Annotated in this window: 17 protein-coding genes; 3 read left to right on the top strand and 14 right to left on the bottom strand. The window is 69.7% G+C overall.

Annotated features, from left to right (window positions below):
* Nucleotides 1-65 precede the first annotated feature (65 nt).
* The 6 genes from HS048_RS33080 to HS048_RS33055 form a co-directional block, all read right to left on the bottom strand.
* On the bottom strand, nt 66-1,631 hold the full coding sequence (locus tag HS048_RS33080; RefSeq protein ID WP_196469845.1) for a hypothetical protein: 1,566 nt from the start codon (nt 1,629-1,631) through the stop codon (nt 66-68).
* Between the two features lie 237 nt (nt 1,632-1,868).
* Nucleotides 1,869-3,365: a serine protease gene (locus HS048_RS33075; RefSeq protein ID WP_196469844.1), complete on the bottom strand. Its 1,497-nt coding sequence runs from the start codon at nt 3,363-3,365 to the stop codon at nt 1,869-1,871.
* Nucleotides 3,366-4,207: 842 nt separating this feature from the next.
* Nucleotides 4,208-5,704, bottom strand: a complete 1,497-nt coding sequence (locus HS048_RS33070) for a serine protease (RefSeq protein ID WP_196469844.1) — start codon at nt 5,702-5,704, stop codon at nt 4,208-4,210.
* 405 nt (nt 5,705-6,109) lie between these two features.
* Entirely contained in the window at nt 6,110-7,285 is a 1,176-nt protein-coding gene (locus tag HS048_RS33065) for a serine protease (protein WP_196469843.1), read from the bottom strand.
* A 202-nt stretch (nt 7,286-7,487) separates the two neighbouring features.
* The gene (locus tag HS048_RS33060; protein WP_307832731.1) at nt 7,488-9,047 is read right to left on the bottom strand and encodes a hypothetical protein; all 1,560 of its coding nucleotides are present in this window, start codon (nt 9,045-9,047) and stop codon (nt 7,488-7,490) included.
* Nucleotides 9,048-9,512: 465 nt separating this feature from the next.
* A complete protein-coding gene (locus tag HS048_RS33055) occupies nt 9,513-10,661 on the bottom strand; it encodes a serine protease (protein ID WP_196469842.1) in 1,149 nt (382 codons plus the stop codon).
* A 319-nt stretch (nt 10,662-10,980) separates the two neighbouring features.
* Between HS048_RS33055 and HS048_RS33050 the strand changes: the two genes are divergently transcribed.
* Nucleotides 10,981-12,486: an acetyl-CoA acetyltransferase gene (locus tag HS048_RS33050; protein WP_196469841.1), complete on the top strand. Its 1,506-nt coding sequence runs from the start codon at nt 10,981-10,983 to the stop codon at nt 12,484-12,486.
* Between the two features lie 35 nt (nt 12,487-12,521).
* Nucleotides 12,522-13,478, top strand: coding sequence for a zinc-binding dehydrogenase (locus HS048_RS33045; RefSeq protein ID WP_196469840.1), 957 nt, complete (start codon nt 12,522-12,524; stop codon nt 13,476-13,478).
* A gap of 206 nt (nt 13,479-13,684) precedes the next feature.
* Here the strand turns inward: HS048_RS33045 and HS048_RS33040 are convergent, their stop codons facing one another.
* From HS048_RS33040 to HS048_RS33005, 8 genes are all read right to left on the bottom strand, one after another.
* The gene (locus HS048_RS33040) at nt 13,685-14,416 is read right to left on the bottom strand and encodes a PadR family transcriptional regulator (RefSeq protein WP_196469839.1); all 732 of its coding nucleotides are present in this window, start codon (nt 14,414-14,416) and stop codon (nt 13,685-13,687) included.
* A gap of 55 nt (nt 14,417-14,471) precedes the next feature.
* Nucleotides 14,472-15,269, bottom strand: a complete 798-nt coding sequence (locus HS048_RS33035) for a DUF4097 family beta strand repeat-containing protein (protein ID WP_196469838.1) — start codon at nt 15,267-15,269, stop codon at nt 14,472-14,474.
* 140 nt (nt 15,270-15,409) lie between these two features.
* Nucleotides 15,410-15,589 carry a DUF6104 family protein gene (locus HS048_RS33030; protein WP_068897733.1) on the bottom strand — a complete coding sequence of 60 codons (180 nt, stop codon included), beginning with the start codon at nt 15,587-15,589 and terminating at the stop codon, nt 15,410-15,412.
* 108 nt (nt 15,590-15,697) lie between these two features.
* The gene (locus HS048_RS33025; RefSeq protein WP_196469837.1) at nt 15,698-19,357 is read right to left on the bottom strand and encodes a multifunctional oxoglutarate decarboxylase/oxoglutarate dehydrogenase thiamine pyrophosphate-binding subunit/dihydrolipoyllysine-residue succinyltransferase subunit; all 3,660 of its coding nucleotides are present in this window, start codon (nt 19,355-19,357) and stop codon (nt 15,698-15,700) included.
* Between the two features lie 191 nt (nt 19,358-19,548).
* Entirely contained in the window at nt 19,549-20,211 is a 663-nt protein-coding gene (locus tag HS048_RS33020) for a B3/4 domain-containing protein (RefSeq protein ID WP_068897731.1), read from the bottom strand.
* Nucleotides 20,212-20,278: 67 nt separating this feature from the next.
* Nucleotides 20,279-20,863, bottom strand: a complete 585-nt coding sequence (locus tag HS048_RS33015) for a hypothetical protein (RefSeq protein ID WP_196469836.1) — start codon at nt 20,861-20,863, stop codon at nt 20,279-20,281.
* 219 nt (nt 20,864-21,082) lie between these two features.
* A complete protein-coding gene (locus tag HS048_RS33010; RefSeq protein WP_196469835.1) occupies nt 21,083-23,623 on the bottom strand; it encodes a glycoside hydrolase family 9 protein in 2,541 nt (846 codons plus the stop codon).
* Between the two features lie 335 nt (nt 23,624-23,958).
* Nucleotides 23,959-24,855, bottom strand: a complete 897-nt coding sequence (locus HS048_RS33005; protein WP_068897728.1) for a glutathione S-transferase family protein — start codon at nt 24,853-24,855, stop codon at nt 23,959-23,961.
* A 104-nt stretch (nt 24,856-24,959) separates the two neighbouring features.
* On the opposite strand from HS048_RS33005, the gene HS048_RS33000 reads away from it, so the two are divergent.
* A complete protein-coding gene (locus HS048_RS33000) occupies nt 24,960-26,021 on the top strand; it encodes an MBL fold metallo-hydrolase (protein WP_230882419.1) in 1,062 nt (353 codons plus the stop codon).
* Nucleotides 26,022-26,161: the final 140 nt, after the last annotated feature.

Genomic DNA, 26,161 nt, shown 5'->3' with positions numbered 1-26,161 from the left:
GGACGGAAAAGGGGTCCGGCGGCGTGCCGGACCCCTTTCTCCTTCCCGAGGGCGGTTCCCCGCTCCTACTTGAGGAGCTCGCCCTTGTCGCCGACGATCCGCGCGTTGCGGACCTGGACGGCCTCGCGGTAGACGCCCGCGGCGTCACCGTCGAAGTACGGCGAGCTGACGAAGTCCACCCGGTCGTTGCCGTCCTGGTCGTGGAAGGCGCTGGTCACGCCGTTGACGTAGCCGAGGCGCTTGGCGTTGCCGTACTTGACGAGCCAGGGGCCGCCGTCGGCGCCGCCGGTCATCGAGCACTTCAGCGCCAGGTGATTCTCGATCTTGTAGGCGTTGGTGGCGTAGGTGCGGGTGTTGGTCTTGCCGTAGCAGTACTTCATGGTCACGCCGGTGAACGGCTTGTCGCCGTCGGGGTGCGCCTCGCCGGGGTAGCCGAAGGCGTAGACCGGCTGGCCGGTCTTCTGGTTCCAGGCGAAGCCCTGGCCGCCGACGTTGTCGCCGAGGCGGCCGACGTCCTTGATGAAGCCGTCCGCGATCACGTGGACGTTCTTGAAGTACTTCTTGGCCGTACCCGGCTTGATCCACTTCTGGACGTAGTGGTGGGTGATGGTGTAGTTGCCGCCGGCGTCGGACACGGTGCCGGGGAAGTCGGCGGGCTTGTCCTGCTTGCCCTTGACGTAGGCCTCGTACTGCGTCTTGGTGACGTGCTCGACCTCGGGCTCGCCGAGCTTGTTGCCGTTGCCCTTGCCTGCGGCGGCGTCCTTGTAGGTCTGGGCGTCGACCTCGACCCGCTCCATGACGGCGCCGGGGTAGTCCGGGCCGACCTTGTCGGCCGGGGTGTCGGCGCCCTCGGTGAAGCAGTCGCCGAGCGCCCGCAGGCACTTGTCGTACTCCTCCTTGTCGATCTCGGTGGGCTTGACGTGCTTCAGGCCCTTGTGCTTGTCGTACTCGGCCTTGGTGACGGCCTTGGTGGTGCCGGTGCCGCCGATCTGAAGGCCGTTGTAGACGGCCACGAACGCGTAGTCGTGGTCGAAGTCCTCGTGGACCGCGAAGTTGTAGTGGGTGAACGCCGCCTGGCCGACGTAGACGCCCCAGGGGGCCTTGCCCTGGTAGTAGCCGGGCACGAAGACCCACTTGTCCATGACATCGCGGTTGCCCTCGATGTCGTAGACGCAGTGCCCGGCCGTGGAGACCAGGTTGCGGTAGGTCGACTGGATCGAGGTGGCCGAGCACCAGCGGTGCTCGCCCTTGTGGTCGACGAAGAACACCTTGCCGACGGTCTTCGGCAGGTTGACGTTCTTGAGCCTGGCGGTGGCGGCCTTCTCACCGCCGATGGGGGCCACCGCGCCGGCCTTGCCGTCGGCGACGGACTGGCTGCGGCTCGCGACCAGCGCGGTCACGGCCTTGGCGTCCCGGTTGTACTGCGTCGCCTTCTTCAGGGCGGCTCCGTTGGAGTCGAGCCAGAAGTTCGCGGTGGAGAGGGCGAGGGACTTGGTGGGGGAGAGGTTGTCGCGGGCCCAGTCAGGGGCGGCCTGAGCGGGCGTCGCCGCGGCGGTGAGAGCGGCGAAGGTCAGGCCGGCGGCGGTCAGCGCGCCGCCGCGGGTGAGGAGGTGCTGTGCTCGGGGGTTCATGGACTCTCCACGTATCGGTGTGCGGGCGCCCGGTACGTCACAGGCGTCACAGGAGGGGTCCCGAAACCCTATCGGCTCGTGCTTTTGCCCTGCTACATGGCTTCCTGGGAGTTCTGTTACTTTTCCTGACCGTCCGGGGAAATGGCCGAGGGGCCCGGCGAATCGCCGGGCCCCTCGGGTGGAGCTGGGTGAACCTTCAGGGAGTGGACCCCTGCGGGTTCAGGTGTTCGTCGGGTCTTACTTGACGAACGAGCCGGACCACACGTTGGCAGCCTGGTTGTAGATCGCGGCGGTCTCGCCGTCGAAGTACGCCGAGGTGCTCAGGTCGTAGCGGTCGTTCTTGTCCTGGTCACCGAAGAGGCTGGTGACACCGTTGACGTAGCCCAGACGCTTGGCGTTGCTGTACTTGATGAGCCACGGGGAGCCGTCGGCGCCCGGGGTCATCGCGCACTTGAGGCCGACGTGCTCCTCGACCTTGGTCGCGGCGTGGGTGTAGGTCTTGCCGGTGGTGGTGCCGTAGCACCACTTCGGCGTGATGCCGGTGTAGGCCTTGTGGCCGTCGGGGTGGGCGTCGGCCGGGTAGCCGAACACGAACACCTTCTGGCCGGTCTTCTGGTTCCAGGCGAAGCCCTGGCCACCGACGTTGTCACCGAGGCGACCGACGTCCTTGATGAAGCCCTCGGCGATGACGTACACGTTCTTGAAGTACTTCTTCGCCGTGGCGGGCTTGACCCACTTCTGGACGTAGTAGTGCGTGATCGTGTAGTTGCCGTCGACGATCTTCTTGGTGCCCAGACCCTTGTAGGCGTCGTACTGGGTCTTGGTGACGTGCTCGACCTCGGGCTCGCCCAGCTTGTTGCCGTTGCCCTTGCCGACCTTGGCGTCGGTGTAGGCCTTCTCGTTGACTTCCTCGCGCTCGAGCACGGCGCCGGGGTAGTCGGGGCCGACCTTGTCAGCCGGGGCGTCGGCGCCCTCGGAGAAGCAGTCGCCCAGGTTCAGCACGCACTTGTCGTACTGCTCCTTGGTGATCTCGACGGCCTTGACGTCCTTCAGGCCCTCGTACTTCTCGTACTCGGCCTTGGAGACTTCCTTGACCGTGCCCTGGCCACCGATCTGGACACCGTTGTAGACGGTGACGAACGCGTAGTCGCGGTCGCGGTCCTCGAACGCGGCGAAGTCGTAGTGCGTGTACGCGGTCTTACCGACGTAGATGCCCCACGGGGTCTTGCCCTGGTAGTAGCCGGGGACGAAGATCCAGTTGCTGGCGACCTCGGCGTTCTTGCCCTCGTCGTAGACGCAGTGACCGGCGGTGGCGACCAGGTTGCGGTACTTGCCCTGGATCGAGGAGCCGGAGCACCAGCGGGGCTTGCCGTCCTGGTCGACGAAGAACACCTTGCCGATGGTCTTCGGCAGGTTGATGTTCTTGACGACGGAGGCGGACTTCTTCTCCTCGCCGATCGGAACGACCGAGCCGGGCTTGCCGTCGGGGCTGTAGCCGCCGCCGACCTTCAGCGACGGGGTGGCCTTGACGTCCCAGGAGTACGGGGTGGCGTTCTTCAGGGCCGCGTAGTTCGAGGCGGTCCAGAACTCGATGACGTTCTTGGCCTCGGGGGCGCCCTTGGCCATCGTGTCGTGGGCCCAGTCCGGGGCGGCCTGAGCGGTGCCGGCCAGGCCGGCGGCCAGCAGACCGGTGGCCAGGATGGCGCCACCGGCGGGGAGGAGGATGCGCTTCAAGGGAAACTCCTTGGTCTGTCGTGGAACGCATCTTGCGTCCCATGCGTCAGTAAAGGGATAGCCAGGAACATACAGGCCCGATCTTGAAAAGCGGAAGCCGCTCCGAGGTCGAAAATGAGGCCTGCTCTGGCTGATACCGTTTCGTTACCTGATCTCAGGTTTGCGGCAGAGAGGGCGGCGAGTGTGATCTGCGGAGTTTTCGCAGATCAACATAAGGATGTTGTAGGTGGTGCCGATGTGCCGTGAGTGTCCACGTACGCTCGGTTATGTTCGTTACGTGACGCAGATCACATAGAAGAGGTGGCACCGATTCCAGACCTGCCACGTCTAATGGGACCCGAAAGCATCCGGCGGTGGCCGGGTCCCGCTGCTTTCGGATGGCCTCCTGGCTTCCGGATGGCCCCCTGACTTTCGGATGGCCCCCTGACTTTCGGGCGCCTCCCGAAGGGAAGGGCGTCCTCCATCGGATCGGACGATCCGGATGCGCCCCCGCTACGGATCCGAGAGCCGCGCCCCTGTGGCCCCGGGGCCGGGTTCACCGGGGCGGGCGGCCTCTTCGGGTGCCTGCTGGTGCTGGGAGGGCCGGACTCCATGGCCGGGGCGACCGCGACCCGGAAGCCGACAGGCGGAACGCGCCGAGGAGGCGGTGCGCCGGAGCCGTCCCGCTGTCGCGTGCCGGCTGCGGCGTCCAGGGCGGGGAAACGGCCGGGGCCGTCCGGAGTCCCGCCGGGGAAACGTCCGGGGAAATGGCCGAGGGGCCCGGCGAATCGCCGGGCCCCTCGGGTGGAGCTGGGTGAACCTTCAGGGAGTGGACCCCTGCGGGTTCAGGTGTTCGTCGGGTCTTACTTGACGAACGAGCCGGACCACACGTTGGCAGCCTGGTTGTAGATCGCGGCGGTCTCGCCGTCGAAGTACGCCGAGGTGCTCAGGTCGTAGCGGTCGTTCTTGTCCTGGTCACCGAAGAGGCTGGTGACACCGTTGACGTAGCCCAGACGCTTGGCGTTGCTGTACTTGATGAGCCACGGGGAGCCGTCGGCGCCCGGGGTCATCGCGCACTTGAGGCCGACGTGCTCCTCGACCTTGGTCGCGGCGTGGGTGTAGGTCTTGCCGGTGGTGGTGCCGTAGCACCACTTCGGCGTGATGCCGGTGTAGGCCTTGTGGCCGTCGGGGTGGGCGTCGGCCGGGTAGCCGAACACGAACACCTTCTGGCCGGTCTTCTGGTTCCAGGCGAAGCCCTGGCCACCGACGTTGTCACCGAGGCGACCGACGTCCTTGATGAAGCCCTCGGCGATGACGTACACGTTCTTGAAGTACTTCTTCGCCGTGGCGGGCTTGACCCACTTCTGGACGTAGTAGTGCGTGATCGTGTAGTTGCCGTCGACGATCTTCTTGGTGCCCAGACCCTTGTAGGCGTCGTACTGGGTCTTGGTGACGTGCTCGACCTCGGGCTCGCCCAGCTTGTTGCCGTTGCCCTTGCCGACCTTGGCGTCGGTGTAGGCCTTCTCGTTGACTTCCTCGCGCTCGAGCACGGCGCCGGGGTAGTCGGGGCCGACCTTGTCAGCCGGGGCGTCGGCGCCCTCGGAGAAGCAGTCGCCCAGGTTCAGCACGCACTTGTCGTACTGCTCCTTGGTGATCTCGACGGCCTTGACGTCCTTCAGGCCCTCGTACTTCTCGTACTCGGCCTTGGAGACTTCCTTGACCGTGCCCTGGCCACCGATCTGGACACCGTTGTAGACGGTGACGAACGCGTAGTCGCGGTCGCGGTCCTCGAACGCGGCGAAGTCGTAGTGCGTGTACGCGGTCTTACCGACGTAGATGCCCCACGGGGTCTTGCCCTGGTAGTAGCCGGGGACGAAGATCCAGTTGCTGGCGACCTCGGCGTTCTTGCCCTCGTCGTAGACGCAGTGACCGGCGGTGGCGACCAGGTTGCGGTACTTGCCCTGGATCGAGGAGCCGGAGCACCAGCGGGGCTTGCCGTCCTGGTCGACGAAGAACACCTTGCCGATGGTCTTCGGCAGGTTGATGTTCTTGACGACGGAGGCGGACTTCTTCTCCTCGCCGATCGGAACGACCGAGCCGGGCTTGCCGTCGGGGCTGTAGCCGCCGCCGACCTTCAGCGACGGGGTGGCCTTGACGTCCCAGGAGTACGGGGTGGCGTTCTTCAGGGCCGCGTAGTTCGAGGCGGTCCAGAACTCGATGACGTTCTTGGCCTCGGGGGCGCCCTTGGCCATCGTGTCGTGGGCCCAGTCCGGGGCGGCCTGAGCGGTGCCGGCCAGGCCGGCGGCCAGCAGACCGGTGGCCAGGATGGCGCCACCGGCGGGGAGGAGGATGCGCTTCAAGGGAAACTCCTTGGTCTGTCGTGGAACGCATCTTGCGTCCCATGCGTCAGTAAAGGGATAGCCAGGAACATACAGGCCCGATCTTGAAAAGCGGAAGCCGCTCCGGGAACGACGGAGACGTCCCCGGTTGCCGATACCGTTCCGTTACACAAGAACCCCTTAATGGATCTTGTGGTGACTTGAGAGAAAACGCTCCTGTTTCCCCAGCTAGAGCAGAGACTGGGATGGATGTGACTGATGTGGCGTAATTAGTCGTTTACGTTCGGTAGTGAAGACAATGTGACGTACATCACATCGAAGAGATGGCACCGATTTCGGACCCGGTACGTCTAACAGAGCTCAAAAGGGGCCCGGCGGATCGCCGAGGCCCCTTCATCATGTCCGGAACGTCCGGATCGGGCGCGGTCAGTCCGCGCGGCGGCTTCCCGCGTACCTGTAGACGACATAGGTCGACAGGCTGAAGTACGGCGAGGAGATCTGGTCGTAGCGCTTGTCGACGTCGGTGTCCCAGGCGAAGCTGTTGACGCCGTTGAGGTAGCCGCGCGCGCTCCTGGTGTCATAGCCGATCAGCCACGGGCCTCCGCTGGCGCCGGCGGTGAACCCGCACTTCAGCGCGATGCCGTACTCCACCAGGCGGGCGGGGGCCGCCTGCCTGCGGGTCAGCCCGTCGCATGACTTCAGTTCCTGGCCGTCGAAGGGCTTGGTGCCGTCGAGGTAGGGGGCGGCGGGGTAGCCGAAGGCGAAGGTGTACCTGCCGGGGCTGCGCTTGAAGGCCAGGCCCTGCCCGCCGACGTTGTCCTCCAGGCTGCCGACGGCCTCCATCTCATAGGAGCCCGCGGCCTTGCCCGGCTTCCACCGGAAACCGTCGTGCACGGTGACGAAGGCGTAGTCGTAGTCGTAGTCGCCCTTGCCCACGAAGCTCTCGTGCAGATTCAACGAGTGGCCGACGTAGATCCCGTACGGGGTCTCGCCCCTGTCGTAACCCGGGATGAAGATCCAGTATTCGGCGGCCCTCGCCAGCTTGGCGTCGTAGGCGCAGTGCGCGGCCGTCGCGACCAGGTTCCGGTTGGCGGAGGCCACCGAGGAGGCGGAGCACCAGTAGTCCTTGCCCCCGAGCCGGAAGAAGACCTTCCCGACCGTGACGGGGACGGCGCCGGTGTCCGCCGTCCGCTTCTTGGGAGCCGTGGGCTCGATGACGGAGGGGTCGCCCGTGGCGCTCGTGGTGGCCGTCGTCGCGGTGGCCTGCTCGCCCGCGGCCGCCGCGGCGGTGGTGGCCTTGCCCGTGCCGCTGGGTGTGGGGGAGACGGAGGGCGGCGGTGCGGGTTCGCCGGCTTCGCTGGGCTTGACCTCTGGGATGGCGGGGGTGTTGTTCTGGGCCTGCTTGAGACGCACCGGGCTCCAGTAACCCGCGATCCGCTTCATGTCGGCGCTGTTGCGGGTCAGCGTGATGGACGTGACGCCGTTCGGCACCCCGTCGAAGGGACTTGCCTCCGCGGCCCCGGGGAAGGCGGACGTCATGGTCACACAGGCGGCGAACAGCGCGCCGAGTGTGGCCGTGAGCCGCCGGACGCGGGGGGACATGGGGGCGTTCCTTCCGGGGAGTTGGAGTTCAGTAGAGGTGTAAAAGGTGATTTTTCCAGATCAACTGGGTTTTGGGCAGCTCGGTGTACCGATCCGATCTGACGCCGTCGCTCGCAAGCCTGCCCCCCGGGGCGTAAGAGCCTCGTGAAGAAGGGGAGGGGCCCGGCGGTCACCGGACCCCTCCTGTACCGCGGCCTCGTGCCTAGCGCGGGAGCTTCCCGGTCCACAGGTTCGCGGCGTGCCGGTAGACGGCGTAGGTGTCACCGTTGAAGTAAGGCGTGGTGACCCGGTCGTAGCGGCTGTTCTTGTCGGTGTCGAGGGTGAGGCTCACCACACCGTTGAGGTAGCCGGTCCGCTTGCTGTTCTTGTACTGCAGCAGGAAGGGAGACCCGCTGGCGCCCGGCGTGAAGGCGCACTTGACGGCCTGGTGCTCCTGGGCGTTGTACGCCGACACCACGGGAGCGGCGGCGGTCTTGCCGTAGCACCACTTCATGGTGTGGCCGCTGTACGGCCGGTGCCCGTCCAGGTGCGAGGAGGTCGGGTACCCGAAGGTGAAGACCTTCTTGCCCAGCTTCTGGTTCCAGCTGAAGCCCTGGCCGCCGACGTTGTCGCCGAGGCGGCCGACGTCGGTCACGAACGTGATGTAGTGCCGGAAGATGATGTACTTCGCCGACGAGGTCTTCGCGATGTACTTCACCACGTAGTAGCGGGTGATGAGGTAGTTGCCCCGGGAGTCGATCTGCTTGTGGCCGGGGCCCTTGTAGTCGTCGTACTCGGTCTTGGTCACATGCTCGACGCGGGGCTCCAGCTTGGAGCCGGGCTTCGGCCAGGCGGCCTGCTCCAGCGTCCGGCCGCCGAGGGTGACCTTGTCGTCCTTCAGCCCGTAGACGCTGCCGGAGGCGCCGTCCCAGGTGGCCTTGCCGGTCTCCACCGCGACCGCGATCGCGCCCTTGTACTGCGGGCCGACCTCGTCCTCGGAGTCGACACCCTCGACTTTGCCGAGGCCGCCCTTCTTGGTCCACTCGTCGTAGGTCTTGCGGTCGACGGTCCGGGCGTCCTCGCGGCCCGCCCCGCCCTTGGCGATGTGCGCCTTGTAGGTCTTGTAGTCGACCTCGCGCTCGGGCTGCTGCCTGATCCCGTTGTAGACGTTGACGAAGGCGTAGTCGTAGTCGTAGTCCTCGTAGACGGTGAAGTCGTCGTGGGTGTTGACCTTGGCGCCGACGTAGATGCCCCAAGGGGCCTTGCCCTGGTAGTAACCGGGGATGAACACGAAGTTGTCGAACGGCTTGTTCGTGTCGGTGTCGTAGACGCAGTGGCCGGCGGTGGCGACCAGGTTGCGGAACTTCGACTGCACCGAGGTGCCGGAGCACCAGCGCTCCTGGCCCTTGTCGTCGACGAAGAAGACCTTGCCCACGGTGATCGGCAGGTTCACGTTCTTCGAGCGGCCGGCGGACTTGCCGCCCTCCCCGGTCGGGGCGACGATGCCGGGCTTGCCGTCGGCGGCGGCTCGCGCGGCGCCGGGCTTGGTCAGCTTGGCGGAGACGGTGGAGTCGGACAGGTAGGTCTTCGCCGACTTCAGCTTGGAGGAGGTCCAGTAGCCCGCGATGGCCTTCGCGTTACCGGAGCGGGTGAGGGCCGATGTCTTGAGATCCGGCTCGGCGGTGGCGGCCTGGGCCGTTCCGGCGAGGGCGGCGCCGGCCATGGAGGTGGCCACGAGAGCACCTCCCAGAGGGAGGGCGAGGTGCTTGACTCGGGGGTTCACGGTAGCTCCTTCTTTGTCATGAGCGCTCGGGTGGCTCACGCGTACGTAAAGAGACAAGAGGAGACCGTACTCAGCAAAGATGGTGTAAAGGAGCAGTAATCCGGCATCGGTATGGACCGTTATGCTTTCGTTGCCGAATCAGTGGAACCGAAAGATCTCGGACGGCGTCAGAGATGATTCGGATTGGCGGTCGTGTGGAATGTTCATCGCGTAACCGCCCTGAGCTGCGAAGACGCCGGACCGCTCGCCGTCCGGACGGGACGCCTCGGAGAAAGCGCTGGAACCTTCCACATTCGGGGTCTCGCCGACCGGAGGGCAACCCATCAGCAGGTCCCTGGCGGATTCCCGTCAAGTGTCCCGCCTCCCCGGGGCGGCCCGGGGAGGCGGGAGGCCGTCCGGCCGTCGTGCGCCGTGTTCCGGAGGAGACGGCGCCCGGGTCGTCCGGGCGCCGTCCTGCGGGCGGGGCTACTTGGTCCAGCGGTTGGCCGCGACCTTGTAGACCTGGTAGGTGTCGCCGTTGAAGTACGGCGAGGAGATGCGGTCGTAGCGGTCGTTCTTGTCGGTGTCCCAGGCGACGCTGTTGACGCCGTTGAGGTAGCCGGTCCGCGTGGCGCTCTTGTACTTCAGCAGGAACGGGCCGCCGCTGGCGCCCGCGGTGAAGGCGCACCTGAATCCGACGTGCTCCTGGATGTTGTACTTCGGCGCGGCGGGCATGGCGCCGGTGGTGCCGTAGCACCACTTCATCGTGCGCCCGGTGAACGGCTTGTCGCCGTCGGGGTGGGACCCGGCCGGGTAGCCGAAGGAGAAGACCTTGTTCTTCACCTTCTGGTTCCAGGCGAAGCCCTGGCCGCCGACGTTGTCACCGAGCCGGCCGACGTTCTTGACGATCGGCTGCCACTTGCCGTCCTTGTCCTTCTCCCAGTTCACCTTGTACCCGGAGTGGACGTTGACGAAGGCGTAGTCGTAGTCGTAGTCCTCCTTCACCACGAAGTCGTCGTGCGCGTTGAACCACTTGGCCGCGTAGATGCCGTACGGGTTCTTCCCGTCCCACGCCTGGTTCCCGTCCCAGTAGGACGGGATGAAGATCCAGTTGTCGTAGAACTGATTGGTCTTCACGTCGTAGACGCAGTGCGCCGAGGTGGCGACCACGTTGCGGTACCTGCCCTGGACCGAGGTGCCGGAGCAGTACTTCCAGCTCTTCGGGTCCAGCGGGTTCGCCTTGGGCAGCGTGAAGAAGACCCGGCCGACCGTGTTGGGCAGGTTGACCTGCTTGCTCTTGGTGGTCGGGCCGCCTCCCGGACCGCTCGGCGGGACGGCCCCGGCCTTGCCGGTGGGCCCGGCCGCCGAGGAGGCCTTGCCGCCCCGGACGCTGAGGTCGACGTCGCCGGTGGCGTCGGTGGCCCTGCGCATGCGCTCCGGCGACCAGAAGGAGGTCGCCTCGGCCGGGGTCTCCGACGCGGTGGACGTCACCACGTCGGCGGGGGCGGCGGCGGTGCCGGCCGCGGTTGCGGTGGTGCTCGCGGCGCTCGCGCCGGCGGAGGTGGCGCCCATCGCCCCGGCGACCAGGAGGAGGCCGGTGAGGGGGACGGTGAGGCGCCGTGCTCGGGGATTCAATGGAGCTCCTTTCGTCTTCGGCGGCGGGCGGGACTTCCCGTCGCCAGGAAAACGCTGGGAACGCTACTGAGTGGATCACGAGTTGGGCCATGAATTGACGGGAAAAAGTCTGGGACGGTTCCCTCCGATGCGATTCCGTTATTGAAATGCCGATTCGCTATCATTTAACGAATGGGCATCTTCGCAGGCAGGGGCCGCTGTGGGGGGAGCGGAAAGACGTCTTCCGTACCACCTTCATCATCGATCGACGACCATTTCTCCGGTAACTCCGTGCACTTCGCGCTATCCAAACCGAATGACGTTCTGGTTTGATGTCCGTATGAGCGTGGACCCACGGACCCCCTGCCTCGTCGGCGTCGCCCAGCACACCGTCCGCGAGCGGCCGGGACCGGAGCCGCTGGACCTGTGGGAGCTGGTCGCCCGCCGGGCCGCCGCCGACGCGGGGGTTCCCGGCCTGCTGGAGCGGCTCGACTCGATCCAGGTCGTCTACACCGAGTCCTGGCAGTACGACGACCCCGCCGCCCGGCTCGCCGAGCGCCTCAAGGCCGCACCCCGCCACCGCGCCTACTCCACGGTGAGCGGTACGGCTCCGCAGGCGCTCCTCGGTACGGCCGCCGCCGCGATCGCCGCCGGGGAGATGGACGCGGCCCTGGTCACCGGGGGCGAGGCGCTGGCGACCAAGAAGGCGCTGCGCAGGGCGGGGGAGCGCCCCGCGTGGAGCCACCGCGCCCATCCCCGGCCGCCCTACGGCTGGGAGCGCCCGCCGCACCCGGCCGAGCTGGCCCACGAGCTCTTCCTGCCCGTGCACACCTACGCGATCATGGAGACCGCGCGCCGGGCCGCCGCCGGGGAGTCCATCGGGGACGAGCGGGAGGCGCGGGGCCGGATGATGGCCCCGATGACCCGGGTCGCCGCGGCCAACCCGCACGCCTGGCACCGGCGGGAGTGGACGCCGGAGGAGCTCGTCACCCCGGGTCCGGACAACCGCGTCGTCGGCTGGCCGTACACCAAGCGGACCGTCGCGTTCATGGACGTCGACCAGGCCGCTGCCGTGATCATGGTCAGCTCGGGGCTCGCCGACCGGCTCGGGATCGATCGCGACCGCCGCGTCCACCTGCGGGGCTGGGCGTACGCCGAGGACACCTGGGAGGTGGCGGCCCGGCCGGCCCTGGGGGAGTCCCCGGCGATGGCGGCCGCGGCCCGGCACGCCCTGGACCGGGCGGGCACGGACCTGGACGGGATCGGCGCGCTGGACCTCTACAGCTGCTTCGCGGTCGCCCTCCGTACGGCCTGCGCCGCGATGGGCCTGGACCCGCTGGACGGGCGGGGGCTGACGGTCACCGGCGGCCTGCCGTACGCCGGGGCGCCGGTCAGCGTCTACGTGCTGCACTCCACCGCGGCGATGGCCGAGCGGCTGCGGGAGGGGGCGGGGGCGCCGGGACACGGCCTGGTCACCGGGGTGGGGATGCACCTGACCAAGCACACCTGGGCCGTCTGGTCCACCGAGCCGGGCGACGCCTTCCGGGAGGGGCGGGGCGACGGGCTCGCGGCGCTGCGCGGGGCGGGCGGGCCGGTGCACGTCGCCGAGCCCGTGCCGATCGCCGACGTCTTCGAGGGGACGGGGACCGTCGCGGGCTACACCGTCGCGCACGGCAGGGACGGCGCGGCCGAGCGCGGGATCGTGGTCGTGGACCTGCCGGGCGGCGCGCGCACGCACGCCCTCGTCCGCGACCCCGCGCTGGTCGCCGAGGCCGAGGCCGTCGAACTCGTCGGAAGGGAGATCCGCCTGGTCCCCGACGGGCCGGTGAACGTCGCCACCTGGTGAAGGGATCGGAGAGGGCGGGAGCGTAGGGTGCGGCCATGTTCGCCGTAACCGCAACCCAGACCGATCCCGACAACCCCCTCGCCGGGCTGACGCTCGGCGAGCACCCCGAACCGGAGGTCCCCGACGGCTGGACCACCGTCACCGTGAAGGCCGCCGCCCTCAACCACCACGACCTGTGGACGCTCAAGGGCGTGGGCATCCGGCAGGAGCGGCTGCCCATCGTGCTCGGCTGCGACGCCGCCGGACTCGACGAGGACGGCAACGAGGTCATCGTGCACTCCGTGATCGGTTCGGGGGCCGACGAGACGCTCGACCCGAAGCGGTCGCTGCTCTCGGAGGTGCACGACGGGACCTTCGCCGAGCGGGTCGCCGTGCCCCGGCGGAACCTGGTGCCCAAGCCCGCCGCGCTCGGCTTCGAGGAGGCGGCCTGCCTGCCCACCGCGTGGCTGACCGCCTACCGGATGCTGTTCGACCGGGCGGGGCTGGAGCCCGGCTCGACCGTGCTGGTCCAGGGGGCGGGCGGCGGCGTGGCCACCGCGCTGATCGCGCTGGGCCGGGCCGGCGGCTATCGGGTCTGGGCCACCAGCAGGTCGGAGGCCAAGCGGGCCCGCGCCCTGGAGCTCGGCGCCGACCAGGTCTTCGAGCCCGGCGCCCGGCTGCCCGAGCGGGTGGACGCGGTCATGGAGACCGTGGGCCAGGCCACCTGGGACCACTCGCTCAAGTCACTGCGTCCCGGCGGCCGGATCGTGGTCTCCGGCGCGACCAGCGGCGCCGTGCCCCCGGCCGACCTGAACCGGGTCTTCTTCCTGCAGCTGTCGGTGGTCGGCTCGACCATGGGCAGCCGGGACCAGCTCGCCCGGCTGGCCCGGTTCCTGGAGCAGACCGGCACCCGCCCGCTGATCGACCGGGTGCTCCCGCTGGCGCAGGCCCGCGAGGGCTTCGCGGCCATGCACGGGGGCGAGGTCTTCGGGAAGATCGTCTTCACTCCCTGAACGCGCCGGGGGCACCGGGCGCATGAGGCCCGCGGAGTGCACGGAGCACGCCGTGCACGCCCGGCGCGCTGTGTTGGCCGTGTGCGCTGCGTGTGTCGTGCATGCAGGATGCGCCGTGCATGCAGGGTGCGCCGTGCACGCCGCGTGTGCCGAGGACGGCGGCGGCCCCGCCCGGAGGAGGGGCGGGGCCGCCCGCATCAGGAGGATCACCGCAGGGCGTCCCGGATCCGGCGGGCCGCGTCGTAGAGCGCGTCCTGCGCCGCGGCCAGCGTCTCCTCGGTGACCTGCCGGCCCGCGGCGTCCCCGCGGACCTCCTCGGCGAACTCGGCGAGCAGCTGCCCGAGCCGGTCGTCACCGGCGGAGGAGCCGGGCCCGGTGAAGCCGGCGGCCCAGATGCGCTTCCACTCCCGCTGCCAGCGCTCGGTCTCGTGCTTCCACTCGTGCTTGTGCCGCTGCCACTCGGCCTTCTGCTCCCGCCAGGCCTCGCGCTGCTCCCGCTTGGCCCGCCGGAACTCGTCCTTGGCCGAGCGCTCCTCCTGCTTGGCGCTCTGCCGCACGTCGCGGGCCATCTGGGTGAGCTCCTCGCGCAGCGACCGGACCGTGTCGCGCACGTCCTCCTTGACCTCGCGGGCGATGTCCCGGACGGAGTCGGAGATCTCCTGCTCCAGCTCGGCCAGCTCGTCCATCCTGGCCTCCAGCTCGGCGCGGCCCGCCTCGGTGAGGGTGAAGACCTTCTTGCCGGCCACGACCTCGTGGGTGACCAGGCCCTCCTCCTCCAGCCGGGCCAGGCGCGGGTAGATCGTGCCGGGCGAGGGGGAGTAGACGCCGAGGAAGCGGTCCTGCAGCAGCCGGATCACCTCGTAGCCGTGGCGCGGGCTCTCCTGGAGCAGTTTGAGCAGGTAGAGGCGGAGCCGCCCGTGGCCGAAGACGGGGCTCACGACGCCCCCCCGCCCTGAGCCGTGCCGGAGGCGCGACCGGTGTCGAACGAGCCGTTCACGAAGGGTCTCCCTTCAGGAGAGTGACGTCGGCGGAGAGGGTGGTGGCCGACAGGGAGGCCATGCCCCCGCCGATCCGGCCGGTGAGCGCCCTCCTGCCGGGCTGGTCCACCCGGTCGAGCTCGGAGAAGGCGCTGCCGATCCGGCCGGAGGTGGAGCGGATCGCGACGTCGGCCTCCACCGAGTGCGGGAGCCGTACCACGACCTCGCCGGAGACGCTGTTCAGCGTGACGTGGCCGGTCGGCGGGAGCTCCAGGTCGGCGGTGATCCGGCCGGAGACGGTGCCGGCCTTCAGGCGGCGGGGCCTGCCCCGGGCGACGGTCAGGTCACCCGAGACGCTCTTGAACGACAGGTCGCCGACCAGGCCGCGGCTCTCCACGGGGCCGGAGACGGTGTCGGCGTGGATCTCGCCGCTCACCCCGTCGAGCACGACCTCGCCGGAGACGCTCTTGACCGCGGTGCGGGCCTCGAAGCCGGCCACGACGGCCGAGGCGGAGACCACTCCGGCGCTGACCGGGCAGTCCTTCGGCACGGTGAGCGTCAGCACGCTCTCCCGGCGGCCGGGGCGGAGCCAGCTGAGCAGCCCGTCCCAGGTGAGGTCCTTGTAGGAGACGGTGAGCGTGCCGTCGTCGTCGTGCGTCACGATCAGCGGGAGGTCTCCGACGGAGGTGACCTCCAGAGTCGGCGGGCCGTCGCTGGCCAGCACCGCCAGCCTGCCCGCCACGATCCACACGTTCAGCCCGCTCACCGCGCCGAACGTGATCTGCTCGGGTTTCCCGATCGTCCATTCACGCATGTCTGCGACCTCCTTGTGCAAGACACGATATGTCGCGTCACTCGGGAGGTCAAGATATATCGTGTTTTATCCACCGGGAGCCGGTCCGCCCCGGGCGGTTCCCGTGCCGTCGGCCGGTCCCGTGCCGTCCGTCCTCGCCGCTACTCGTCCTCGTCGTCGTCCAGCCGGGCCAGCCAGGTGGCCAGCCGGTCCACCGGGATCTCGAACTCGGGGTTGAGGTCCACGAACTCGCGCAGCCGCTCGGCCAGCCAGCCGATGCCGACCTCCTCCTCGCCGCGGCGGGTGACGAGCTCCTCGATGCCCCGGTCGGTGAAGTACATCGTTTCCCTCCTGATAGCGGGAGGTCCCCCACAGCCGTGCTGTGGGGGACCTCCCGGGTGGACCGAAGATCCGGGCGGGGACCGCCGTCGCGGTCCCCGGCACCCGGATCAGGCGTAGACCTCCGACAGCATCTGGCGCAGCTCCACCTCGTGCGTGGAGTGCGACCCGGTGGCCGGGGACGAGTTGGCCTTGCGGGAGACCCGCTTGATCGGCCGCCCGCCGAACACGCGGGGGTTCTCGGCCAGCTTGAGCGTCAGGAACGGCCACGGCCCCATGTTGGCCGGCTCGTCCTGCACCCAGATCAGCTCGACGTCGCCGTAGCGGTCCAGCTCCGTCGTCAGCGGGTTCGCCGGGAACGGGTAGAGCCGCTCCAGGCGGACGATCGCCACGTCGGTACGGCCCTGCGCCTCCCGGGCCGCGGCCAGGTCGTAGTAGATCTTGCCGGAGCAGAGCACGACCTTGCGCACGCCCGCCGGATCCACCGTGGTGTCACCGATGACCGGCTTGAACGAGCCCGACGTGAAGTCGGAGACCGGCGAGACCGCCGCCTTGTGCCGCAGCAGCGACTTGGGCGTGAAGACCACCAGCGGCCGGTGCCGGTTCGACTTCGTCTGCCAGCGCAGCAGGTGGAAGTAGTTGGCCGGCAGGGTCGGCTGGGCCACGGTCATGTTGTCCTGGGCGCACATCTGCAGGAAGCGCTCGATGCGGGCCGAGGAGTGGTCGGGGCCCTGGCCCTCGTAGCCGTGCGGCAGCAGCAGGGTCACGCCGGAGCGCTGGCCCCACTTCTGCTCGCCCGCGGTGATGTACTCGTCGATGACCGACTGGGCGCCGTTGACGAAGTCGCCGAACTGCGCCTCCCAGCAGACCAGGGCCTCGGGGCGCTCCACGCTGTAGCCGTACTCGAAGCCGAGCGCGGCGTACTCGCTGAGCAGCGAGTCGTAGACGTAGAACTTGGTGGTGCCCTCGTTGAACGCCTTGAGCGGGGTGTGCTCCTCGCCGGTGACGCGGTCCACGAGCACCGCGTGCCGCTGCACGAAGGTGCCGCGCCGGGAGTCCTGGCCCACCAGGCGGACCGGGTGGCCGTCGATCAACAGCGAGCCGAAGGCCAGGGTCTCGCCCATGCCCCAGTCGATGCGGTCCTCGGCGACCATCTGGCCGCGGCGCTGGATGACCGGGAGCAGGCGCGGGTGGACGGTGAAGCCCTCCGGCAGATTGAGCTGGGTGTCGACGATCCGCTTGACGGTCTCCTCGGACACGCCCGTCGGGGTGTCCTCGTGCGACCAGGGGATGGCCTCCAGGTCGGCCGGGCGGGCGAACTCGCCCGTCTGCTCCCTGGTCGCCTCGCGGGTCTCGGCGAAGGCGTTCTCCAGCTTGGCCTGGTAGTCGCGGAGCGCGCCCTCGGCCTCCTCCACCGTGATGTCGCCCCGGCCGATCAGCGCCTCGGTGTAGAGCTTGCGGGTGGAGCGCTTGGCGTCGATCAGGTCGTACATCAGCGGCTGGGTGAAGCTGGGGTTGTCGGCCTCGTTGTGGCCCCGGCGCCGGTAGCAGATGAGGTCGATCACGACGTCCTTGCGGAACGCCTGGCGGTACTCGAAGGCCAGGCGGCCGACCCGGACCACGGCCTCGGGGTCGTCCCCGTTGACGTGGAAGATCGGCGCCTGGATCATCCGGGCGACGTCGGTGGCGTACACGCTGGAGCGGGAGCTCGCCGGGCTGGTGGTGAAGCCGACCTGGTTGTTGACCACGATGTGCACGGTGCCGCCGGTGCGGTAGCCGCGCAGCTGCGACAGGTTCAGCGTCTCGGCCACCACGCCCTGGCCGGCGAAGGCGGCGTCGCCGTGGACGAGCAGCGGCAGGACGCTGAAGCCCTCCTCGCCGCGCTCCAGCAGGTCCTGCTTGGCGCGGACGATGCCCTCCAGGACCGGGTCGACCGTCTCCAGGTGGGAGGGGTTGGCCACGACCGAGGCCTTGATCTTGGAGCCGTCGGGCGAGACGAAGTCGCCGGTGGCGCCCAGGTGGTACTTCACGTCGCCGGAGCCGTGCGAGGTGCGCGGGTCGATGTTGCCCTCGAACTCGCCGAAGATCTGCCCGTAGGACTTGCCGACGATGTTGGCCAGCACGTTGAGGCGGCCGCGGTGGGCCATGCCGATGACGGCCTCGTCCAGGCTGTCCTGGGCGGCGGCGCAGAGCACCGAGTCGACCAGCGGGATCAGCGACTCGCCGCCCTCCAGCGAGAAGCGCTTCTGGCCGACGAACTTGGTCTGCAGGAACGTCTCGAACGCCTCGGCGGTGTTGAGCCGCTCCAGGACGCGCAGCTGCTCCTCGCGCGCGGGCTTGTCGTACGGCCGCTCCACCCGCGCCTGGATCCAGGCCCGCTCCTCGGGGTTCTGGATGTGCATGTACTCGACGCCGATGGTGCGGCAGTAGGAGTCGCGCAGCACGCCGAGGATGTCGCGGAGCTTCATCAGCGGCTTGCCGCCGAAGCCGCCGGTGGCGAACTCGCGCTCCAGGTCCCACAGGGTCAGCCCGTGCGACTTGATGTCGAGGTCGGGGTGCTTGCGCTGCTTGTACTCCAGCGGGTCGGTGTCGGCCATGAGGTGGCCGCGGACCCGGTAGGCGTGGATCAGCTCCAGCACGCGGGCGGACTTGGCCACGTCGTCGTCGTGCGTGGTCGAGATGTCGCGGACCCAGCGGACCGGCTCGTAGGGGATCCGGAGGGCTTCGAAGATCTCGTCGTAGAAGCCGTCCTCGCCCAGGAGCAGGCGGTGGATCTGGCGCAGGAAGTCGCCCGACTGGGCGCCCTGGATGATCCGGTGGTCGTAGGTGCTGGTGAGCGTCATGATCTTGCTCACCGCCAGGCGGGAGAGCGTCTCGGGGGAGGCGCCCTGGTACTCGGCGGGGTACTCCATCGCGCCGACGCCGATGATCGTGCCCTGGCCGGGCATCAGGCGCGGCACCGAGTGCACGGTGCCGATGGTGCCCGGGTTGGTCAGCGAGATCGTCGTGCCCGCGAAGTCGTCGACGCCGAGCTTGCCGCCCCTGGCCTTGCGCACGATGTCCTCGTACGCCGTCCAGAACTGGCGGAAGTCCATCTGCTCGCAGGCCTTGATCGACGGCACCAGGAGCTGGCGGGTGTCGCCCTTCTGGATGTCGATGGCCAGGCCCAGGTTGACGTGCTCGGGCTTGACCAGCACCGGCTTGCCGTCGACCTCGGTGTAGGAGTGGTTCATCTCCGGCAGGACCGCGAGGGCCTTGACGACGGCGAACCCGATGAGGTGCGTGAACGACACCTTGCCGCCGCGGCCGCGGGACAGGTGGTTGTTGATCACGATGCGGTTGTCGATGAGCAGCTTCGCCGGGACGGCGCGTACGCTGGTGGCCGTCGGGACTACGAGGCTGGCCTCCATGTTCAGCGCGGTCCTGGCGGCCGCGCCACGGAGTCGGACTTCCTCGGCACCGGCGGGCAACTGCGTCTCCTGCTTGGGCTTGTCCGCCGGGGCCGCCGGGGCCTTCGGCGCTGTGGGGGTGGTCGTCGCGGCGGCCGGGGTGGCCGGGGCCGTGGCGGGGGTCGGGGGAGCGGCCGCGGCCGTTCCCTGGGCCGCGGCTCTGCCGGACCCGGAATCAGGGGTGTAGTCAGCGAAGAAGTTCCACCAGGCGCGGTCCACGGACTCGGGATCCTGGAGGTACTTCTGGTACAGCTCGTCGACAAGCCATTCGTTTTGACCGAAGGCTGCCAGCGGGTTTGTCCGCGACGACTCAGACGACACGGCGGAAATCGCCCTCTTCCGCAGATCGGCGTTGATGATAAGAGAACCTGTCCAAGGCTACTCTCCTGGGCATGGGCCCGCGCCAATCTGGCCGCAGCCCCCGGAACGATCCTCTCAGAACAGCCGAAAGCGGTCACGTTCGGGGGGTCTGGCCGGAAGGTGTGAGTAGGGTCACCCCTTCGCCGGGCGTGTCAGGCGGTGACGAGGCGCGTCTCGACGTGCAGACCGGGGGTGATCTCCTCCAGCAGGACGGTCAGCTCGTTCCCGGCGGCCTGGAGCTCCTCCGGTGACATGGGGTCCAGCCGCTCCAGCAGGAACAGGGCGTCGGAGGTCTCCTCGGTGATCCGGGTCCGCACGCACTGCCGCCAGTTCCACCGCCGGCAGGTGACGCCCAGGTCGTCCCGCCAGACCACCTCGCCGATCTCCGGGTGGTCGATCGCGGGCTCGCCCTTCTCGACGACCTCGAACGGCTCGTCCCCGGCCGCCCGCACCAGCCTGGCCGTGCCCGCGTAGCGGGCCAGGTCCTCGCCGCCGATCGGGAGACCGTGGCCGACGCTGACCGCGTTGTAGGCGTCCACCACCAGGTTGATCTCCGGCAGCGGCATCCGCCGGACCAGCGCGTCCACCGACGGCCGGGTCCGCTGCGGCTTGGCGCCGAACGCCCGGTAGGCGTCCCGCCACGCCTCGACCCTCGGGTCGTCCGGCGTCACCGCCCGGTCGGCCGCCTCGGCCAGCCAGGCCCGGGACCTGTCGTCGGTCGGTCCGTTGCGCAGGCCGTACACCGCCATGGCCAGCACCGCGAAGTCCGGCCTGAGCTCGGCGACGGCCGGATCCACCCAGATGTCCTCGATCACGTCCGCCAGTTTAGGACTCCTGCGGGTCCGGGACGTGCCCGCCCGCTCGCGGTGCGGCCGGACGGCTTCAGGACGCCGGAGCGGCCGCCGCGCGCGGCGTCGTGTTCCCGTCGTTCATGTTCCCGTCGTCCGTGTCCGCGCCGGTCGTGTCTCCTTCGTCTCCGCCGGTCGTGCCTCCGCGGGTGATGTCCGCACGGCCGGTCTCCCCGCCGGTCGCGGACGGGCCGGCGAGGCGGCGTGTCGCGTACTGCGCGAGCCGGCCGTGCAGCGCCGCCGTCACCGCGAAGGCCACGATCAGCCCCGCGACGACCGAGAGCCGGTCCTCGTCCGCCAGCAGCAGCATCTTGGCGTCGGCGAGCCCGTTCCGCGCGGAGCCCCACCCGGTCAGCGCCACCGTCACCCACCGTCCCGCATGCCTGACCGCGGGACGCGCGGTCGCGGTCGCGGCGGCCGGTACGGCGAGCACGGCGAAGGCGACGAGCACCGCCGCGGTTCCCCCCGCGGAGAAGGAGGTCGGCATGTCGACGGCGAGCAGGATGGCGCGCATCAGCAGCCGGGCCGCGACGCCGACGACCAGACCCGCGACCAGTGCCCCGCCCAGCACGGCCGCGGCCGTCCGTGCGACCTTGGCCCACTTGCCGAACTCCCGCATAGATCCTCCCGTTTCGGCCTAATCGAGCGTTATAGAGGGAATCGCCTGATCAGGGCAACGGTGGACGCATCCCGGAACCCACTCGTTACCGGAGCGGGCACTGCGACGGTGGTTCCGAGGCCGGTTCCGGGAACGGGCAGGGCGGCCGCCGGAGGAGTGCGGCCGCCCTGGTCTCGGGGGGCGTCCGCCCGGCGGGGTTCCGCCGGGCGGGAGGGGGGACTACCGGGCGAGGGTCCCGTTGAGGATGAAGCGCTCCGGCTTGGGGTTGGGGCCGGGCGCGTCGGCGCCGATGAAGCCGACGGTGACCGAGCGGCCGGGCTTGATCACGCGGTTCCACTCCAGGTTCTTCGCGGTCACCGTCGCGCCGTCCTGGGACAGGTCGGCGTTCCAGTGCCGGCGCACCTGCTGGCCGCCGAGGAAGGCCCACTTCAGGGTCCAGCCCTCGATCGGCTCGTCACCGGTGTTGGTGATGGTGATCTGGGTGTTGAACCCGTCGGGCCACTGGCCGTGGTTGGTGTAGGTCACCTTGACGTCGCCCGCCGGGACGGGGTCGGCGAGGAAGGAGGCGATCCAGGAGAGCGGGGAGTTCCAGTTGATGGTCAGCTCGTTGGTGGACCACGACTCGATGTCGTCGAGGTAGCAGAACTGCGGCTTGCAGCCCTGGAGCTTGGCCTGGGCGACCGGGTCCTGGATGGCGGAGTTCGGGCCGCCCGACAGGGTGCCCTTCGGCGGGTTCGGCAGGTCGGGGTTGAGCTGGCGGGCGTACCAGCGGCTGTGCTGGTTCTTCGAGGCGACCTCGCCGTAGCCGGTGACGTAGGACTGGTTGAGCGCGTTGCGGCCCAGGATGTAGTCCATGCCCTCCAGCACGGCCTCGCGGTACTTCGCCTCACCGCTGATGTCGTGCGCCACGGCCATCACGACCATGTTGTTCAGGATGAGGTTGTTGGAGCCCCAGTCGAAGTCCGGCGGGTTGTACGGCAGGCCGTACGCGCTGGCCTTCTGCACCGCCAGGTACTTGTCCGCGCCCTCCAGCACCGAGGCGCGCACCCGGGCGCGGTCGGGCAGGGCGTTGGGCACGGCGGCGAGCTGGAGCCTGCCGAGCTGGGCGGTGTTGCCCCAGTCGAAGCCCCGGTCGCGCCAGATGTCGGCGGTGTGGTGCGGGGAGGCCACGACGAAGTCCCTGAACTCCTTGTCGCCGGTGGTGATGTAGAGCTCGGCGGCGGCCCAGTAGAACTCGTCGGTCACGTCGTTGTCGGGGTAGGCGCCGCCGCCGGTGCCGTCGGCCGGGTCGGCGTAGCGGGCGGGGTCGGCCTTGGCCGCGGCCCACGCCTTCTTGGCCGCCGCGAGGTTCCGCGCGGCGAACGCGGCGTCGTACGGCGCGAAGAGCCGGGCCGCCTGGGCGGCGGTGGCCGCCAGGTTGAGGGTGGCGGCGGTGGAGACGGGGTGCAGCTCGCGCTTCTGCGGGTCGAGGTGCGGCAGGAGCGGCAGACCGGTCCAGGCCGCGTCGTGGATCTTGTGGTGCACCATCCCGGCGTGCGGCTTGCCGTCCGGGACCTGCATGCTGAGCAGGAACTCCTGCTCCCAGCGGGCCTCGTCGAGGATGTCCGGCACGCCGTTGCCGCTCTCGGGGATGTCCAGGTCCCCGTCGCCGTGCGTGCCGTCGGCCTTGGCCCGCTCGAAGGTGGACATGATCTGGTGGACGGAGATGCCGCCGTTGACGACGTACTTGCCGTGGTCGCCCGCGTCGTACCAGCCGCCCCGGACGTCGAGGGTGTAGTCGCACACGCCGGCCTGGCAGGGCACCTGCGTGTCGCCCTGGTTCGGGGCGGCGCCCAGGTGGCCGGCGGGCCTGCCGTACCCGGGGCGCAGGTCGTCGAGGATCTCGATGCCGCTGCGCTGGGTGTAGTAGAACTTCAGCGCGTCGGTCTTCAGGTCGTCGTAGAGGCCGGCGGCGATGTCGAACGGGCGGCTGGTCTCACCGTCGGCGGTGAGCGTGTAGCCGGTGCCGGCGGCGTCGACCGAGCCGAAGTCGATCGAGTGCACGTTCTGGCCGGAGCTGGCGTCCACGCCGCGCGGCACGGTCTCGCCCTTGGCGACCGTCTGGCCGTCGCGCTCCAGCTTCCAGTCGACGGCCTCGGTCTTCTCGGTGACCAGGGTGGCGTTCTTCGGACCGGACGGCAGGTAGCCGACCATGTTCACCCGGACGCGGGGTCCGGTGTCGGGGGTGTAGACGTCGGGTTCGGCTCCGCCCTTGAGCGAGACGTTGTCCACGCAGAACCTCCAGGGGGTCGCGCTGCCGCCGACCTGGAAGGCCACCTGGGCGTTCGGCAGGTCCACGGGCGCGGTGAACGTGTACGAGTAGTCGTTGCCGGACACGCTCAGCTCGGGGTTGACCGCCAGGAACTGGGTCCAGGGGTCCACGGGGAGCTGGACCAGGGCCTTGGCGACCCTGCCGGGGGACGCGACGCCGAAGAACGAGAACTCGTAGGTCTCGTCCTTGACCAGGGGGATGTCGTTCTGGCCGATGATGACGTCCCACGGGTTGGCGGTCTCGCCGGGGATGTCGGCGCAGAGCCGTCCGTCGTCGAGCTCGAGCGTGGTGTTGGCGGTGCTCCACCAGGGAGCGGTGCCGGTGTCGAAGGTGCCGTTGACGATCTGCTCGGGCCCTTCGGCGGCGGCGGTCGCGGAGACCGGCGCCAGTGCGACCGCGGCCAGCGCGGTGGAGAGGCAGAGAGTGAGCCAGGCGGGGGGTCTGATCACGGGGGGAGTCCTTCGGGAAGGGTGGCGCGACCATGTGGGAGCGCTCCCACGTGTGGAGTCCACCGATTGTTTCCAGGCGGTTTCCGCCCCGTCAACGGAGCGGCGCCACGATCTTCCGGCTGACCGGCCCGATGTCCGATTTGCCCGATGAAACTTTCATGGACGGCGCCGCCGTCGCACCCCGCCGGCCCGTCCGCCGCGGGCGGTGCGGAGTGCAGGGCCCGGTGCGGTGCGCGGCGCCCGACGGGGTCCTGCGGCTGGGGTGCGGGTCCGGCCGATGCCGGGGGCCGGCGGCGGCTCAGGGCGTGGTCCGGTCGATGCCGGGGGCCGGCGGCTCAGGGCGCGGTCCAGTCGATGTCGGGGCCCTGCGGCACGATCCCGGTCGGATTGATGTTGGTCTGCGTCACGTAGTAGTGCCGCTTGATGTGGTCGAAGTCGGTGGTGTCGCGGAAGGCCGGGATCGCGTACAGGCGGCGCGCGTAGGCCCACAGCGCCGGGTGGTCGACCAGTCGGCGGATCGCGCACTTGAAGTGGGAGTGGTAGACCGCGTCGAAGCGGGCCAGCGTGGTGTAGGTCCGCACGTCGCTCTCGGTCAGCGCCTCGCCGTGCAGGTACGGCCGGCCGTCCGACAGCCGCTCCTCCAGCATGCCGAGCGTGGCGAAGACGCCCGTGACCGCCTCGTCGTAGGCCTCCTGCGAGGTGGCGAACCCCGCCTTGTAGACGCCGTTGTTGAGCCCGTGGAAGACGACGTCGTTCAGCGCGTCGATCCGTCCGCGCAGCGGCTCCGGGTAGAGATCGGGCGCGCCCTCGGCGTGCCAGGGCGCGAATGCGGTCTCCAGGGTGAGCGTGATCTGCGGGTAGTCGTTGGTGACCAGGCGCCCCGCCGTACGGTCCCAGACGCAGGGCACGGTGTGGCGGCCCCGGTATCCGGGGTCGCTCGCCAGGTAGAGCTCGGAGAGGAACTCGGCCCCGGTGACCGGGTCCCCGCCGGGCACGCGCCAGCCGCGCTCGTCCCTGATCGGGTCCACGATCGTCACGCCGACGACGTCCTGGAGGCCGAGCAGCTCGCGGACGATGAGCGCGCGCTGCGCCCACGGGCAGGCGTAGGAGGCGTAGATCTGGTAGCGGCCGGGCTCGGGCGGGTGCTCGCCGCCCTCCTCGATCCGGGCGGTGAAGCGGTTGGGCTGGCGGACGAACCGCCCGTCGGCAGAGGTCTCACGTTCCAGCTTCATGGTTCCGACCGTACGGGGCCCGCCGCTTCCGCCCGCGAGGGGCCCCGCTTAGAACATAATTCGGTTCAGCGGGCACAATCGGGGGCGACGAAGGGAGATCGGCGATGACCATGGTGACGCCGGCCAGCGAGGCGCAGCGGGACGCGTGGCGGAGCAAGGCGCTGCCGGAGGTGGAGCGGGTCCGGCCGGGGTTGTGGTCGATCCCGGTGCCGCTGCCCATCCCCCTGCGCTACGTGCTGGTCTACGCGCTGGAGCTGCCCGGCGGGGTGGCGCTCGTGGACGCGGGCTGGAACACCGACGAGGCGTACGGCGCGCTGGCCGCCGGGCTGAAGGTCGCCGGATACGAGATGACCGACGTCAGGGCGGTGCTGGTCACCCACATCCATCCCGACCACTACGGCCTGGCCGGGCGGATCCGGGAGGTGTCCGGGGCCTGGATCGGGCTGCACCCGGCGGACGCGCGCCTGATCCACGGCCGCTACGACTCCGAGGCCGTCGACGCGCTGGTGGAGCAGGAGCGGGCGCTGCTGGAGCGCTCCGGGGTGCCCGCGGAGACCCTGGACGAGCTGGCCGGCGCCTCGCTGATGATCCGGCAGTTCGTGACCATGGCCGGACCCGACCGGTTGATCGAGGACGGCGACCGCCTCGACCTGCCCGGCTGGGACCTGCACGCGATCTGGACGCCCGGCCACTCGCCGGGGCACCTGTGCTTCGCCGAGCGGGAGCGGCGGCTGCTGTTCTCCGGCGACCACGTGCTCGCGAAGATCACCCCGATCGTGGCCGTGCACGCGCAGTCCGTGCCCAACCCGCTGGCCGACTACCTCGACTCGCTGGCGGCCGTGCGCAAGCTGGACGTGGACGAGGTGCTGCCCGCGCACGAGTACCGGTTCCTGGAGCTGGCCGAGCGGGTCGACCGCGTGACGGGCCACCACGAGGAGCGGCTGGCCGAGATCGAGGCGCTGGTCGGCGCGACCGGCGGGGGCGTCACCTGCTGGGCCGCGGCCACCCGGCTGACCTGGTCGCGGCCGTGGGAGACCATCCCGCCGCACATGCGCCGGGCGGCCAACAACGAGACCCTGGCCCACCTGGTCTGGCTGGAGGCGCGGGGCCGCCTGCACCGCGTCTCCGGCGGCCCGGACGAGCCCGAGCTCTGGTATCCCGCCTGATCCGCCCCTGCCCCGGGGCGGTCGGTCGTCGGGCCGGTCGAGCCCGGCCCGTGGCCGATCCGCTGCCCGCCCCGGGGGCCGGGAGGGCCGAGCCGCCGTGACGCACGCCGTGCACGCTGGACCCGCTCCCCGCCCCGGGG

Source organism: Planomonospora sp. ID91781 (genome assembly GCF_015711595.1).
GTDB lineage: Bacteria > Actinomycetota > Actinomycetes > Streptosporangiales > Streptosporangiaceae > Planomonospora > Planomonospora parontospora.
The sequence above is the reverse complement of the archived record's forward strand: the minus strand, read 5'-3'. Positions and strand labels throughout refer to the sequence as shown.